Genomic DNA, 14862 nt, shown 5'->3' with positions numbered 1-14862 from the left:
TTTAAATAAAATTTGTAAAAACAAAGCCTTCCCAAACTGCGGGAAGGCTTTAATATTTCTTTCAGACTGCTAAATGTAACAGCTGTGTAGCAATAGTAAAATATGCAAGAAGTGATATAGCATCCACAATTGTTGTGATCATAGGAGATGCCATAACAGCGGGGTCAAAACCAAGCTTATCTGCACACATAGGCAACAGGCATCCTATACTCTTTGCAATAATAACTACAAGAACCAGTGTAAGGCAAACAACTGCAGCAACAGAAACTGCCAGTCTGTCAATCACCAGCAATTTTACAAAATTTGCAACGGATAGTGTTATTCCACAAAGGACTGCGACACGGACTTCTTTCCACCAGACCTTAAATATATCTGCAAATTCAATCTCTCCAAGAGACAAACTACGAATAATAGATACACTTGCCTGAGATCCCGCATTACCACCGGTATCCATCAGCATTGGGATATAAGCTGTAAGTACCACATATGCAGAAAGTGCATCTGAAAACTTTGTAATAATAGCCCCTGTAAAGGTTGCACTTATCATCAAAAATAATAGCCATGGCATTCTGTTTTTATAAATATCGAAGATTCCTATACGGGAATAAGGCTTATCTGAAGGGATAATAGCTGCCATCTTCTCGATATCCTCAGTTGCCTCTTCTTCGATGATGTCGACAACATCATCAATGGTGATAATACCGATCATTCTATTCTCGTTATCCACCACAGGCATGGCTGTAAAGTCATACTTCTTGAACATGTTGGCAGCTTCTTCCTGGTCAGTCATAGTATTTATACTAATGACCTTGGTGTTCATGATGTCACCGATTTTTTCTTCTCCATCCTTTATGAGAAGATATCTGAGCGCCACTGTTCCTACCAGTATTCTCTGGTTAGTAACTACATAACAAATATTAACTGTTTCTGAATCCAGACCTATCTTCCGTATTCTGGCAATTGCCTGAGAAACTGTCATATACTCTTTAAGATCAACATACTCTACAGTCATTATTGAACCTGCAGAGTCCTCAGGGTATCTCAAAAGATGATTGATGTCTGCTCTTGTATCAGGTCTTGCATTAGCAAGGATTTTCTTTACGATACTGGCTGGCATCTCCTCCAAAAGATCCGTCGCATCATCAGCCATCAGGTTATCGATAATATTACCGGCTTCTTTATCTGAAAGAGACTGAATGATATATTGCTGATCCTCAATTTCAAGGTTGGCAAAGACATCCGCAGCCATGTCCTTAGGCAGAATGCGGAACATCTTCAGTGAGTCTTCGTTTTCCATATCATCCATGATTGCAGCGATATCAGCAGTATTCATGTCCGCAAAAGCTTGGCGGAGCTTAGTATACTGCTTGCTCTCGATGAGGTCACGGATTACGTCCATGATTGTATTTTCTTCCATGGAAATCTCCTTTCGGTGTGGTTTTTAATTAAGTTCGTACTTCGAGGCACAGGTTTATCGCTACATATATGATTGTCCTGCTTCATTTAACCACCACCCTTCATTTGGAGATTTCCCGATATGCGGGATATTTTGAAAAAGACTGTTCCGGATTCATTGAAAACTATCATAGTTTAGAGAAACTTTGGAACACCCTTTAGTTTAACACATTTAGAAAAAAAAACCATTATTAAGTAAAAATAATGAATAAAAAAAACTGAATTCATCTGCATGCTTTTCTGTATGCAAGCTATAGAAAAACGAGCAACAAATCTTTGCTGCTCGTTTAATCTATAATTTATATAAAATTGTTCTTATGAAACTTACATGCTCTCGTGGCAGGTTCTGTTAATTACGTCAAGCTGCTGCTCTCTTGTAAGGTCGATGAACTTAACAGCATATCCTGATACACGAATTGTGAAGTTAGCATATTCAGGCTTTTCAGGATGTTCCATAGCATCCTTAAGCTTTTCAACACCAAATACGTTAACGTTAAGGTGATGAGCACCCTGATCAAAATAACCATCCATTACACTAACAAGCTTATCTGCACGCTCTTCATCATCATGTCCAAGAGCACCAGGGTTAATTGTCTGTGTATTTGAAATTCCATCAAGTGCATACTCGTAAGGAAGCTTAGCAACAGAGTTAAGTGATGCAAGAAGTCCTGACTGCTCTGCGCCATATGCCGGATTTGCGCCGGGTGCAAAAGGTGCGAATGCAGGTCTTCCATCCGGAAGAGCACCTGTTGCCTTACCGTATACTACGTTAGATGTAATTGTAAGGATTGATGTTGTAGGCTCAGAGTTTCTGTATGTATGATTCTTCTTAACCTTTTTAAGGAAAGTCTTAAGAAGCCATACTGCTATCTCGTCTGCTCTTTCATCATCGTTACCATATTTAGGGAAGTTACCCTCAATCTTGTAATCAACAACAAGACCTGACTCATCACGGATTGTCTTTACTTTTGCATACTTGATAGCGCAAAGAGAGTCAACAACATGTGAGAATCCTGCAATACCTGTTGCAAATGTACGGCGAACATCTGTGTCGATAAGAGCCATCTCAGCTGCTTCGTAGTAGTATTTATCATGCATATACTGAATAAGGTTCAGGATATTTACATAAAGGCTTGCAAGCCAATCCATCATCTTATCATATTTGTGCATAACCTCATCAAAATCAAGGTATTCTGATGTAATAGGTGCATATTCAGGACCTACCTGCATATGATTGCCCTGCTTATCAAGGAATTTCTCATCCTTACCACCATTTATAGCGTAAAGCAGACACTTTGCAAGGTTTGCTCTTGCTCCGAAGAACTGCATCTCTTTACCTGTCTGAGTTGCTGATACGCAGCAGCAGATGCTGTAATCATCACCCCATACAGGACGCATAACATCATCATTCTCATACTGGATAGAAGATGTTGTAACTGAAATCTTAGCAGCATACTTCTTAAATGTCTTAGGAAGTCTTGATGAATAAAGGACAGTAAGGTTAGGTTCAGGTGAAGGTCCCATATTCTCAAGAGTATGAAGGAAACGATAGTCATTTTTAGTAACCATGTGACGACCGTCCATTCCAAGTCCACCAACCTCAAGTGTTGCCCATACAGGATCACCTGAGAACAGCTGGTTGTAGCTGGGAATACGTGCAAACTTAACCATACGACACTTCATTACAAGGTGATCGATAAGTTCCTGTGCCTCTGATTCTGTAAGTGTACCTTCCTTAAGGTCTCTTTCAATATAGATATCAAGGAATGTTGAAACACGTCCAACTGACATTGCAGCACCATTCTGAGTCTTAATAGCTGCAAGATATCCGAAGTATAACCACTGAACAGCTTCTCTGGCGTTGTTAGCAGGCTGAGAAATATCAAATCCGTATACTTCAGCCATTTCCTTCATTCCACGAAGTGCTCTGATCTGCTCAGCTATCTCTTCACGCTGACGGATAATATCATCTGTCATAACTCCGCATCCGCAAAGTGCAAGATCTTCCTTCTTCTGCTCGATAAGGAAATCTATACCGTAAAGAGCAACTCTTCTGTAATCGCCTACGATACGTCCACGTCCATAAGTATCCGGAAGACCTGTAACGATATGGCTGTGACGTGCTGCCATCATCTCAGGTGTGTAAGCATCAAAAACTGCCTGGTTATGAGTCTTATGATACTCTGTAAAGATCTTGTGGAACTTTTCATTTACCTTATAACCATAAGTATCAGCAGCCTGCTCAGCCATCTTGATACCACCATAAGGCATGAATGCTCTCTTAAGCGGCTTATCTGTCTGAAGTCCTACTACCTGCTCAAGATCCTTCATGGATTCATCAATGTATCCGGGACCATAAGCTGTTAAGCTTGATACAACCTCTGTCTCACACTCAAGTACGCCGCCGTTCTCACGTTCCTTCTTCTGAAGCTCCTGAAGCTTACCCCAGAGCTTATCTGTAGCGTCTGTAGCGTCTGCAAGGAAGCTCTCATCACCATCGTACATAGTGTAGTTATTCTGGATGAATTCTCTCAGATTAACTTCATCCGTCCACTTGTTACCTTTAAAACCTCTCCATTGTTCTTTCATAAATCTTCACTCCTCTCTATTGCGTTAACAAACCACCCTCAGAGTCTATGTAAAGCTGCTATCGCAGCAAAAATAAATAAATTTGGTTTATATTTTCCCTGCTTTACTATATATAGTATAGGGAAATTAACAAACCACAAGATATATTTTTTTACTTTGACACCAATTCGTATTGTCACATATACTGGCTCACTTTTCAACTAAAATCCCATAAAAAAAGCCATAGCTGATAACTTTTGTCAACTTTGGCATTTTTTTAACATAATTTATGTATATAGTTGTTACTTTTTTAACTTAAATTTGCTCCGAGAATTTTCTTGGCGTTTTCTATCCTGTCAGATGAAGGTGCTTCAACACCCTCAAGCTGATATGGAATACCAAGCTGCTCCCACTTATACTTTCCGAGTGAATGATAAGGCAATACATCTACTCTTTTCACATTGGATAGCGTATCAAGAAATTCTCTTGTCTTTTTAAGATAATCATCATTATCTGTGATTCCTGGTACAAGCACATGTCTTATCCACACAGGTTTTCCTATCTCTGATAAATATCTGAGGCAGTCCTTTATGTTCTCATTCGGTTTACCTGTAAGCTTGATATGCTCCTCATTATCTATATGCTTTATATCCACAAGCAAAAGATCTGTATTATCAAGTAACTGATTAAACTGTGAAAAGAAAGGTTCCTGTCTGGTAAATGGCTCAGCAGCTGTATCAATACATGTATTGATTCCTCTTTTTTTAGCTTCTGCAAAAAGCTCATTTAAAAAATCCAGCTGAAGCAGCGGCTCTCCACCACTTACTGTAATTCCGCCCTCTTCTCCCCAGTAGCTCTTGTATCTCTCAGCTCTGTCCAGAAGCTCTTCAACTGTTCTTACATCATCGGATTCAGGATTCCAGGTGTCTGCGTTATGACAATACTTACAACGCAGATTACAGCCCTTTAAAAATATAATAAATCGAACTCCGGGTCCATCTACTGAACCAAAAGTCTCTATTGAATGGATTTTTCCTTTTGTCATTGGGTTTTCTTAATCCTCGTTATCTAAATTAATTCTTCCAGTCCTCGACCTGGTTACTAAGCCACTTGGCAAACTCATCAATTCCTTCACCTGTCTTGGCACAAATAGGAATAATCTCAGCCTTGGGATTTCTCATATGAATGTATTCTTTACATTTTTCAAGATCGAAATCAAAGTATGGAGCAACATCAATCTTATTTATAAGAACCACATCACAAATGCTAAACATTAAAGGATACTTAAGAGGTTTATCATGTCCCTCAGGAACTGAAAGGATCATGGCATTCTTTGAAGCTCCTGTATCAAATTCTGCAGGACATACAAGATTACCTACATTTTCCAATATTGCCAGTTCTACATCTCCTTCAACAAGAGCATCCAGGCCCTGTCTTGTCATATCAGCATCAAGATGGCACATTCCACCTGTGTGGAGCTGGATTGCTTTTACACCGGTTTCTGCGATCTTTTTTGCATCAACGTCAGAATCAATATCAGCTTCCATAACCCCTATCTTATACTTATCCTTAAGGGCTCCGATTGTTGCTTTAAGAGTTGTTGTCTTTCCTGATCCGGGTGATGACATCAGATTAAGAAGAAAAATTCCTTTATCTTTAAGTTCCTTTCTAAGGAGCTCAGCTCTCTCATCATTACTTTCAAACACACTTCTTTTAAGCTCAATTACTCTGGTACTCATAACTAATCCTTTCAAAAATAATATCTAAAATGTTTTATCAATCTATTTATTTGCTTTTTTCTTATCTTTCTTTACTTTAGATTTATCCTTAGTCTTTTCCTTAGACTTTTCTTTTACCTTTTCGGCAGTATTCTCTCTATCAAACACTCCCGCTGATCCCATTGCTTCGTTGATAATTTCCATATCATCAGTATTCATAAGATCTGTGATAACGGGATGGTTTTCGATAAATGAAGGATCTACATCTTCATCCTCAAAGCCCTTCTTCATGGCAGGAAGGCGATACTTTCTCTCATAGAGATCAACTGCAATCTCAAACTCCTGATTCTTTTCCTCTTTCAAATGCTCAATATACTCATGTGTATCGAACAATCCTTCGCTTACTTCCAGGAGACATACTGCTATATTGCTACAATGATCAGCAATTCTTTCAAAATCCGTACCAAGTTCTGAAAGGCTAAAACCTATGTCGATGGTGCATTTACCTTTTCTTAAACGTCTGACATGTCTTCTCTTCACTTCCATATTAAGACCATCTATGACTTCCTCAAGAGGCTCAACGGATTTAGCAAGCTTTAAATCCTGATTTTGGAAGGACTGGAATGACAGATCAACAATTTCCTTAACGGCATTTGAAAAAATACGAACTTCTTCACTCGCCTTTGCTGAGAAATGTTCATTTTTCTCATGCATGTTACGGGCAATCTGTGCAATATTAAGTGTATGATCACTTATTCGCTCAAAATCTGTTATACAGTGAAGTATTATTGAAAGTGTTCTTGAATCAGTCTCTGCAAGGTGATGATTGTTGATCTGCATAAGATAAGTACCCAGCTGATCTTCATATCTGTCTACCTTTTCTTCGAGGCGTCTTACTTCATCTGCAACCTCAGCTTCATAGTTTTCCAAAAGAGGAATAGCCTTTTCAAGCCCCTCTCTTGCAAAGCTTGCCATATCAACAGCAACCTGTTTAGTCTGTTCCAAAGCAAAAGGCGGATTTGAGAGGAATCTGGGATCCAGTTTTGTGATTCCCTGCATCTCCTCCTGCTCTTCTCTTTCCTTCTCATCAATCGGAATAGTAGAAAGTGCCATCTTAACAAGCAGTCCTGAGAAAGGGACCATGAGAGGTGTTGCTACCAGATTTATAAGGGTGTGAATTGAAGCAATACCAACCATTCCTGCTGTCTCATGCATAAAAGCAAAATCAACTGCTGTATGGATAGCATAGAATATTATCATGAAAGAAACTGCCTTGATCACATTAAAGTACAAATGCATAAGTGCTGTTCTTTTACCATTTTTGTTAGCTCCCAGTGAAGAAAGAATTGCAGTTATACAGGTACCCACCTCAGCACCTACTACAACCGGAAGAGCCACACTATATGGAATATGAACAGACGCAGCCAAAGCCTGCATAATACCTATCGTTCCTGCAGAGCTTTGAATTACCATAGTGAAAAGAATACCTACAAGAAATCCTACAACAGGGTTACTGAAGGTCATAAGTACACTCTGAAATCCAGTATTGTCTTTAAGCGGTGATACAGCCCCTGACATCATACTCATTCCGTACATCAGAACAGAAAAACCAATAAGTATTAGACCAATATTATTCTTTTTATCATTCTTTGAAAACATGTAAAGAACTATACCGATTATTGCTAAGAATGGAGTAAATGAAGTTGGCTTTAAAAGATTAATGAGAAAATTGTCACTGCTTATAGCATTCAAACTCAGCAACCATGCGGTAAAGGTTGTACCAAGATTCGCTCCAAGAATAATATTGACAGCTTCCTTAAGTGTCATTATCCCTGAGTTAACAAGACCAACAACCATTACGGTTGATGCTGAAGATGACTGAACAAGTGCAGTAACTCCTACACCAAACAGATATGCAATGATAGGATGAGCTGTCACTTTGCTCAGAGCCATCTCAAGCTTTCCACCGGCAGCCTTGGTAAGACCACCACTCATTACATTCATACCATACAGAAACAGAGCTAATCCTCCGAGAAGCCCTGTAATTAACGAAAACAAATCCATTGAATTCATCCATACCTCCTACTTTTGGGTATTACGTAATAATATGCCTCTTTCCTCAACTGTATCGTAACTGAAATAAAGTCAAATATCAAGCACCATTCTCACATACTTACCAAATTGAGCTTTAGATGGTTCAACTTTTATCCCATCATGGTATTCCTCCCCATAGATGTTTTCTTCTATATCCACTTCTTCTACTTTAACAAACCCCAGCTTTTCACAAAGATGAATAGAAACCAGATTCTCAGCCTTTACAAAAGTCTGCATCTTCTCAAACTGAAGAATTTCCCTTCCATATCTTATGATTGCACTGCACACCTCAAAGGCATATCCCTGACGCTGATATTCCGTACCTATTAAAAAACCAAGCTCCACATCATTGAAGCCGCTTCTTATACTAAACCCGGCACGGCCAATAATTGCGCCATCCTCTTTCCTGACAACGGTCCATGTTCCGAATCCCAAAAGTCCGTATACTTTTTCAATATAATCTCTTGTATACTTTTTCTCATCTTCAGGGTTCTTGAATAGTCCCTCCATATATCTTGTCATCTCGGGATCTGCATATATTTCATAAAATGTATCCACATCCTCAACTGTGGTTTCCCTTATCAGACAGCGCTCTGTCTGCAATATATTCCAGGGAAGATTGGCGTATCTCTGATAGGCCTTTTCATATGAATCAGCCACAACTTCTTCAATATCAGTAAATACATATTTTAATCCCGGAAAAATCTCGCTCTGATTTTCTTCATGCTGTATTCCAACGACATAGGCTCCGCTGCATAACAGGATTTCTGCAAGATCGGAAGAATCTGTCATAAAAAGAATATTCCCAAGATTGTCCTCACTTGTTCCCTCCATAATTCCGAGAAGGAGCTTTTCTTTAGTCTGAATAAGCATGTCCGGATAAACTATCCGGCTCTTGAATCCCAGATCTGTCAGATAGGTAGATGCACTATTAATTTTTTCGCTGATATTAACATCAGTCTGATATTTTAAGACAAAAATGATTTCCCTAAGCAACTTTTCTATACCTCATCTATATTGTATAATTAATCGCAGTTTTCTACCATGAAAACCGAAATAAATAAATTTCAGATGAACCATGAATAATAAAGGAGAAAATAATGGCTGAAACTAAAAATCCTATTGTAACTATTACCATGCAAAACGGCGATGTCATAAAAGCTGAGCTTTACCCCGAGATTGCACCTAATACTGTTAACAATTTCATATCCCTTATAAACCACAATTTCTATGATGGTGTTATTTTCCATCGTGTTATAAAAGGTTTCATGCTTCAGGGTGGTGATCCTGAAGGAACAGGTATGGGTGGCCCCGGCTATTCTATTAAGGGTGAGTTTTCACAGAACGGCTTTAAGAATGATCTTCTTCATACTGAAGGTGTTCTTTCAATGGCACGTACACAGATTCCTGACTCTGCAGGTTCACAGTTCTTCATTATGCACAAAAATGCGCCTCACCTCGATGGAGCCTATGCTGCTTTTGGTAAGGTAATTGAAGGAATGGATGTAGTAAATAAGATTGCCGAGACTGAAACAGACTGGCAGGACAGACCTACCACCGAACAGGTAATGGAAAAAGTAACAGTTGAAACATTTGGAGTAACTTATCCGGAACCGGAAACACTTTAAAAAAGCCCCTAAAAAGGGAGGATGCCAAGGAAACTCATGTTTCCTTGGCATATTATGAAAAAGTTATTTTTATTGGTATTGCCTTTCTTCATCTGACATCTTTAGTATACCGAAAATAAATGTCTAAGAAATAATCTGGCGTTAATAGTCTTTTAACGTTTTATGAACAAAAAATGAACGGGCAAATTCACTGCCCGTCCACATAAACGTCTATTTTTTATCTTTTGGAACCATGATCGTCACGGCTTTATTCTCATTTCTGATATCTACATATTTATGCTCTCCACCAAACTCGCCATCTCTGGTCCATGCAATACTTTCCTTGGATTCAAATATAATGTGCTTTGTCTTAAAGCAGTACATAAGCTCTGTATTGATATCTCTGTTTATGAAAGCCGCCATCAGATTACTCATATCCAGCATATTATCCGGGAGCTTAACCAATGTAACCTCAAAGACACCATCATCCAGCTTGATATGCTTACCGGTAATATCCTTAAATCCGCCTACTGACATTGAGTTTGTAACCATTCCGAAAACAAAATCATCTTCAATCACACCTTCATCTGTTGTGACCTTCATATGATAGGAACGAATTTCGGACAAACGTCTTGCGCCTTCTATAATATATGCCATATGTCCAAGAACATTTTTGATATCCTGCTTGGTAAGGTATGAAACATCCGTAAACAGCCCAAAAGCTGCAATGTATACAAATGTATCCTCATTCATTACACCAATATCACAGGCATACTCTTTTCCATTTACCAGGGCTTCTGCTGAAGCATGCATAGCTGAAGGTATTCCAAGACTCATGGCAAAATCATTTGTGGAACCGGCTGGAACATACCCAATAGGTATTCTTTTCTCAGATTTCCACATTCCGTTTACCACTTCATCAAGGGTTCCATCACCTCCACTGCAGGTAACGATGTCATATCTGCTGTCCCTGTTTCTTACTACTTCTATGGCATCACCACTTTCCTGAGTCGGGTATACAGTGACTTCATAATCTGCTTTTGAAAAAATATCTATAATATCCAGCAAATTACTTCTTATTCGTTCCTTGCCAGCCTTTGGATTATAGACAAAAAGCATATTTTTTTTGCTCATACATTCCTCCATAATTCGATAATTTGAACTAAGAGTACTTTTTGCTCGCCGCTGCTAAATTTTTAGCATTAAAATTTATCAAGTCCGCAAGTTCACATCTAAAGCGGGGTCTTTTAATCGTGTTTGAACAGATCCTTTCAAAGCAAGGGACGTGTCATAGAAAATACCAACGGAATTTCCTCATAATAAGATTAAAAAACCGGTTACATTCATTATATAGAATGTAACCGGTGCTTTCCACAAATTTATTAATTAAGAAAGCTGCAGGTTTCCCATCAAAAAACTTTCCATTCCTGCTACTGCATCCTTTTCATCAGAACCATCAGCAATTACAGTAACTTCCTCACCGCTGCTAAGGCTAAGTGTCATCATTCCCATGATGCTCTTCGCATTAACTTTCTTTGACTGTGCTTCAATGTGTACTGTGCTGTCAAAACGACTGGCAAGTTGAACCAACTCGGCAACTGGACGCGCCTCAAGTCCACCTGGAAGCTTAATCTCGATAGATTTTGTGATCATAAATTCCTCCTCTTACTGCAGATATCGCAGCCTCACTCAACCTCTAATCTTGTCTGCGAGCTCACTTAGTTTTCTAAGCCTATGATTAACACCTGATTTACCTACAGGTGGATCAAGGTATTTCCCAAGCTCCAACAATGTTGCATCCGGATATTGCAGCCTGACTCTTGCCATATCTTCAAGACCCTTCGGAAGATTCTCGAATCCGTAATGATCTCTTAAATATAGTATATCAGTAGTCTGTCTCGAAGCTGCATTGACTGTTTTGGTTATATTGGCCGTTTCGCAATTAACCCTTCTATTTATGGAATTGCGCATTTCCTTGACTATGCGTTCATTTTCCATATTCATAAGGCTTATCGGAGCTTCCATTACATTGAGCATATCTACTATAGATGTACTCTCTTTAATATAAACGACATAATACTTCTTTCGCTTTACAATTCTTGCTTCTATGTCAAAGCTCTCTATCATCTGTTTCAGATCATCAGCAAATTGCTTTGATACACATGCAAATTCTAGATGATAAGACTTACTTGGATCGCTGACCGAACCAATACATAAAAATGTGTCTCTTAAAAATGCTCTCTTACAACAGGACTGCTTAACTAAACTATGACTTATTCCATCCTCAGCTGTCCTGATATTTCCGTCCTCATCAGTTATATGAATCGACTTTAATATAGAAGAAATCTCTCCTCTGCCTTGAAGTACAAGTTGATAAACCTTACCTCCAATATGCTTTTGAGCTATTTTATCGAACACGCTAGCCTCTATATTAAATGCTTTTTTTAGGATTGTAAAGAACTTTCTAGTCTGAACCTCTGAATCAGCTTGCAAAAACACAGTGTACAAGCCGTTTTCATCACATTCGACTGCACCACATAGCAGAATGAGTGCAGATAGTTCAGATAATTGACAATGACGAGGCGAGGCAATCTGTTTTGCCAGCTCATTTTTTACATCACTTGAAAATGACATGGTTTTCACCTAACATGCTTCAAATCTCGGTGATAAATCTTAACACCAAAATCGTCTTCTTCCTTAAGTCTCTTATATATCTCATTGGCTATTGTAACTGATCTGTGCTGACCTCCGGTACATCCTATGGCAATGACAAGCTGATATTTACCTTCATTTATATAGCCCGGCATAAGGAATCTAAGCATATCCTCCAGTTTGTCAAGGAACTGTCCGCATTCTGGAAAGCTCTTAACATAATCCTGAACCGGTTTGTCATTACCTGTCAGATGCTTAAGATCATCAATATAAAATGGATTTGGTAAAAATCTCACATCAAACACGAGATCCGCATCTGACGGAATACCATGCTTGAAACCAAATGAAAGCACCGTAACCATGAGATTCTTATGTTTCTCATTAGAGACGAATATTCTCTCCATCTCCGCCTTGAACTCACGGGTTAATAGCTGAGAAGTATCAATTATATAATCTGCCTGCTTACGAAGTTTTGCCAACATGGTTCTTTCTTTATTTATTCCGTCTTCAATTCTTCCGTCAGGCGATAACGGATGCCTTCTTCTGGTCTCCTTATATCTTTTAACCAAAACTGCATCTGAACACTCAAGAAAGAGTACTTCAACAGGAAGCCCTCTTTTCCTAAGCTCTTCAATTACTCTGGGAGCATCTTCAAATCTTTGTCCTGATCTTACATCCAGACAAAGTGCAACCTTTTGAACCTCGCTATCAGGCAGAGTAATAAGTTCAGCAAATTTTTCAAACAGGCTTGGCGGCAGGTTATCAACACAGTAAAAACCTGCATCCTCAAGCATGTGAATTGCAGTGGATTTTCCACCACCGCTCATTCCAGTAACAATAACTATTCTCATTTTTCGAAATCTCCCAAAAGAATCACTTCCGGGGAAAGATTAACTCCGGATGATTTAAATACCTTTTCCTGAATATCTGATATCAGTCTATATACGTCTTCTGATGTAGCATTCCCCTTATTTATCACGAATCCGCAATGCTTCTCAGAAACCTGTGCACCCCCTACTGAATATCCCCTAAGCCCGGCATCCTCTATAAGTTTACCGGCGAAATATCCCTCCGGTCTCTTAAAGGTTGACCCTGCGCTGGGATATTCAAGTGGCTGTTTGGAAATACGTTTTTCCTTGAGCTCATTCATAAGGCTTTCGATTTCGTTTTTTTTGCCCTTTTTAAGCTCAATATCACAGCCTGTAATTACATAATTTTTCTTTTTAAATATGCTAGTTCTATATCCAAATTCCAGTTCATCAAGATCAAGTTTCCTAAGTGAAGCGTTTTCATCAAAGGCATATACACTTCTAACCACCTGTTTCATTTCTCCGCCGTAGGCTCCTGCGTTCATCACAAGAGCTCCACCAATAGAACCCGGAATTCCGTGTGCAAATTCAAAACCGGTCAACTCATTGTCTCTTGCCAAATTGGCTACTGCTACATTAAGAGCTGCTGCTCCGGCCTTTATATGATTATCCCCTGTCATACTGCATTTTGAAAAGTCTCCGCAAAGTGACAGGACTACCCCTCTGAAACCTGCATCTGAAACCAAAAGATTACTACCGTTTCCCAAAACATAGTAATCTTCCTTTGGCTTCATTTTCATCTCTTTCAAAAGATTGAGAATACTAACCAGTTCCTCATCGGAGCTTATCTTTATAAAATAATCGGCAGGCCCACCAGTTCGAAAAGTGGTGTGCCTGCTCATATCTTCATTTTTTATGATGCTGTCTTCCGGAAGTATTCCGGCAAGTTTTTCATCTAAATCAAATCTCATAATACAGAATCCAAAACAAGTTTAGCTGCTCCAAAAATTCCTGCATCATTTCCAAGCTTAGCAAGAGCAAACTTTGTTCTCTTAGCACCCGGGAATACATACTTTTCAAAAGAAGGGCGCACAAGATCAAATAAAATATCTCCTGCCTTGGAAACACCGCCACCAAATACGATAATCTCAGGATTGATGGTTGATGCGATCATTGCAAGTCCTTTTCCAAGGTAATCGCCATAACGCTTAAGTGCCTCATTAGCAAGGTTGTCTCCATTTTTAGCTGCATCAAAGATATCCTTACATTTGAATTCTTTTCCGCGAAGAACACAGTCCTCATCGCTCTCCTCAAGAAGTCTGTTCATCAGAAGAACTGCTCCGGTAGCACTTGCATACTGCTCAAGACAACCCTTGTTACCACATCCGCAGGTAGCTGTTTCATCATCATTAATATGAATGTGACCTATCTCTCCGCCTGCACCTGTTGCACCATTAAATATCTTTCCTTTGTGGATAATTCCTCCACCTACACCTGTACCAAGTGTAACCATAAGCATATCTTTGTAGCCCTGGCCACCACCCATCCAGTATTCGCCAAGTGCTGCAACATTTGCATCATTACCGCACTTAACGGGTATCTTTACAAGATCATGGAGCTCATGCTTCATGTTGAATTCGCTCCATCCAAGATTAACTGCCTTAAAAATTGTTCCGTCATCACTGAAGGGTCCGGGTGCTCCTGCACCTACTCCTACAACCTGAGAATCCTTTATTCCTCTTTCTTCCATCTTTTTTCTTATTGATTCTGCTATATCAGGAAGAATATTTTTTCCTTCGTCCTCAGTTCTTGTGGGAATCTCCCACACTTCAATCTTGTGTCCATCCATGTCAAGGAGTCCGATCTTTACGGTTGTACCACCTATATCAACTCCAAATACATAGCTCTCCAATAAACTGTTTCCCTGGTTTTCCATACAAAAACTTCCCCTATCTTAAT

General features: G+C 39.2%; 13 protein-coding genes. 1 reads left to right on the top strand and 12 read right to left on the bottom strand.

Features of this window, described 5'->3' with window-relative positions:
* Positions 1 to 61: 61 nt before the first annotated feature.
* The 6 genes from mgtE to T501_RS20100 form a co-directional block, all read right to left on the bottom strand.
* A complete protein-coding gene (gene mgtE, locus T501_RS07395) occupies positions 62 to 1417 on the bottom strand; it encodes a magnesium transporter (protein ID WP_026508975.1) in 1356 nt (451 codons plus the stop codon).
* Between the two features lie 362 nt (positions 1418 to 1779).
* Positions 1780 to 4044, bottom strand: a complete 2265-nt coding sequence (pflB, locus tag T501_RS07390; protein ID WP_044914081.1) for a formate C-acetyltransferase — start codon at positions 4042 to 4044, stop codon at positions 1780 to 1782.
* A gap of 289 nt (positions 4045 to 4333) precedes the next feature.
* Positions 4334 to 5068 (bottom strand): pyruvate formate-lyase-activating protein, encoded by a 735-nt coding sequence (gene pflA, locus T501_RS07385; RefSeq protein ID WP_026508977.1) that lies wholly within the window; start codon positions 5066 to 5068, stop codon positions 4334 to 4336.
* 28 nt (positions 5069 to 5096) lie between these two features.
* Positions 5097 to 5762, bottom strand: a complete 666-nt coding sequence (hypB, locus tag T501_RS07380; protein WP_044914080.1) for a hydrogenase nickel incorporation protein HypB — start codon at positions 5760 to 5762, stop codon at positions 5097 to 5099.
* A 42-nt stretch (positions 5763 to 5804) separates the two neighbouring features.
* Complete coding sequence (locus tag T501_RS07375; protein WP_155994810.1) at positions 5805 to 7814, bottom strand: Na/Pi cotransporter family protein; 2010 nt, start codon at positions 7812 to 7814, stop codon at positions 5805 to 5807.
* Positions 7815 to 7886: 72 nt separating this feature from the next.
* Complete coding sequence (locus tag T501_RS20100) at positions 7887 to 8831, bottom strand: GNAT family N-acetyltransferase (RefSeq protein ID WP_050008187.1); 945 nt, start codon at positions 8829 to 8831, stop codon at positions 7887 to 7889.
* 104 nt (positions 8832 to 8935) lie between these two features.
* Between T501_RS20100 and T501_RS07365 the strand changes: the two genes are divergently transcribed.
* On the top strand, positions 8936 to 9463 hold the full coding sequence (locus T501_RS07365) for a peptidylprolyl isomerase (protein ID WP_044914079.1): 528 nt from the start codon (positions 8936 to 8938) through the stop codon (positions 9461 to 9463).
* A 210-nt stretch (positions 9464 to 9673) separates the two neighbouring features.
* Here the strand turns inward: T501_RS07365 and T501_RS07360 are convergent, their stop codons facing one another.
* From T501_RS07360 to T501_RS07335, 6 genes are all read right to left on the bottom strand, one after another.
* Positions 9674 to 10576, bottom strand: a complete 903-nt coding sequence (locus tag T501_RS07360) for a diacylglycerol/lipid kinase family protein (protein WP_044914078.1) — start codon at positions 10574 to 10576, stop codon at positions 9674 to 9676.
* Between the two features lie 252 nt (positions 10577 to 10828).
* Entirely contained in the window at positions 10829 to 11095 is a 267-nt protein-coding gene (locus tag T501_RS07355) for an HPr family phosphocarrier protein (RefSeq protein WP_026508981.1), read from the bottom strand.
* 36 nt (positions 11096 to 11131) lie between these two features.
* Positions 11132 to 12076, bottom strand: a complete 945-nt coding sequence (whiA, locus tag T501_RS07350) for a DNA-binding protein WhiA (protein ID WP_044914186.1) — start codon at positions 12074 to 12076, stop codon at positions 11132 to 11134.
* 5 nt (positions 12077 to 12081) lie between these two features.
* Positions 12082 to 12945, bottom strand: a complete 864-nt coding sequence (rapZ, locus tag T501_RS07345) for an RNase adapter RapZ (RefSeq protein WP_044914077.1) — start codon at positions 12943 to 12945, stop codon at positions 12082 to 12084.
* Complete coding sequence (gene murB, locus T501_RS07340) at positions 12942 to 13874, bottom strand: UDP-N-acetylmuramate dehydrogenase (protein ID WP_044914076.1); 933 nt, start codon at positions 13872 to 13874, stop codon at positions 12942 to 12944. Before murB ends, rapZ begins: the two co-directional genes overlap by 4 nt.
* Positions 13871 to 14839 carry an ROK family glucokinase gene (locus tag T501_RS07335; RefSeq protein WP_242832924.1) on the bottom strand — a complete coding sequence of 323 codons (969 nt, stop codon included), beginning with the start codon at positions 14837 to 14839 and terminating at the stop codon, positions 13871 to 13873. Before T501_RS07335 ends, murB begins: the two co-directional genes overlap by 4 nt.
* Positions 14840 to 14862 lie beyond the last annotated feature (23 nt).

Source organism: Butyrivibrio sp. WCE2006 (genome assembly GCF_000701985.1).
Classification (GTDB): Bacteria; Bacillota; Clostridia; order Lachnospirales; family Lachnospiraceae; genus Butyrivibrio.
The sequence above is the reverse complement of the archived record's forward strand: the minus strand, read 5'-3'. Positions and strand labels throughout refer to the sequence as shown.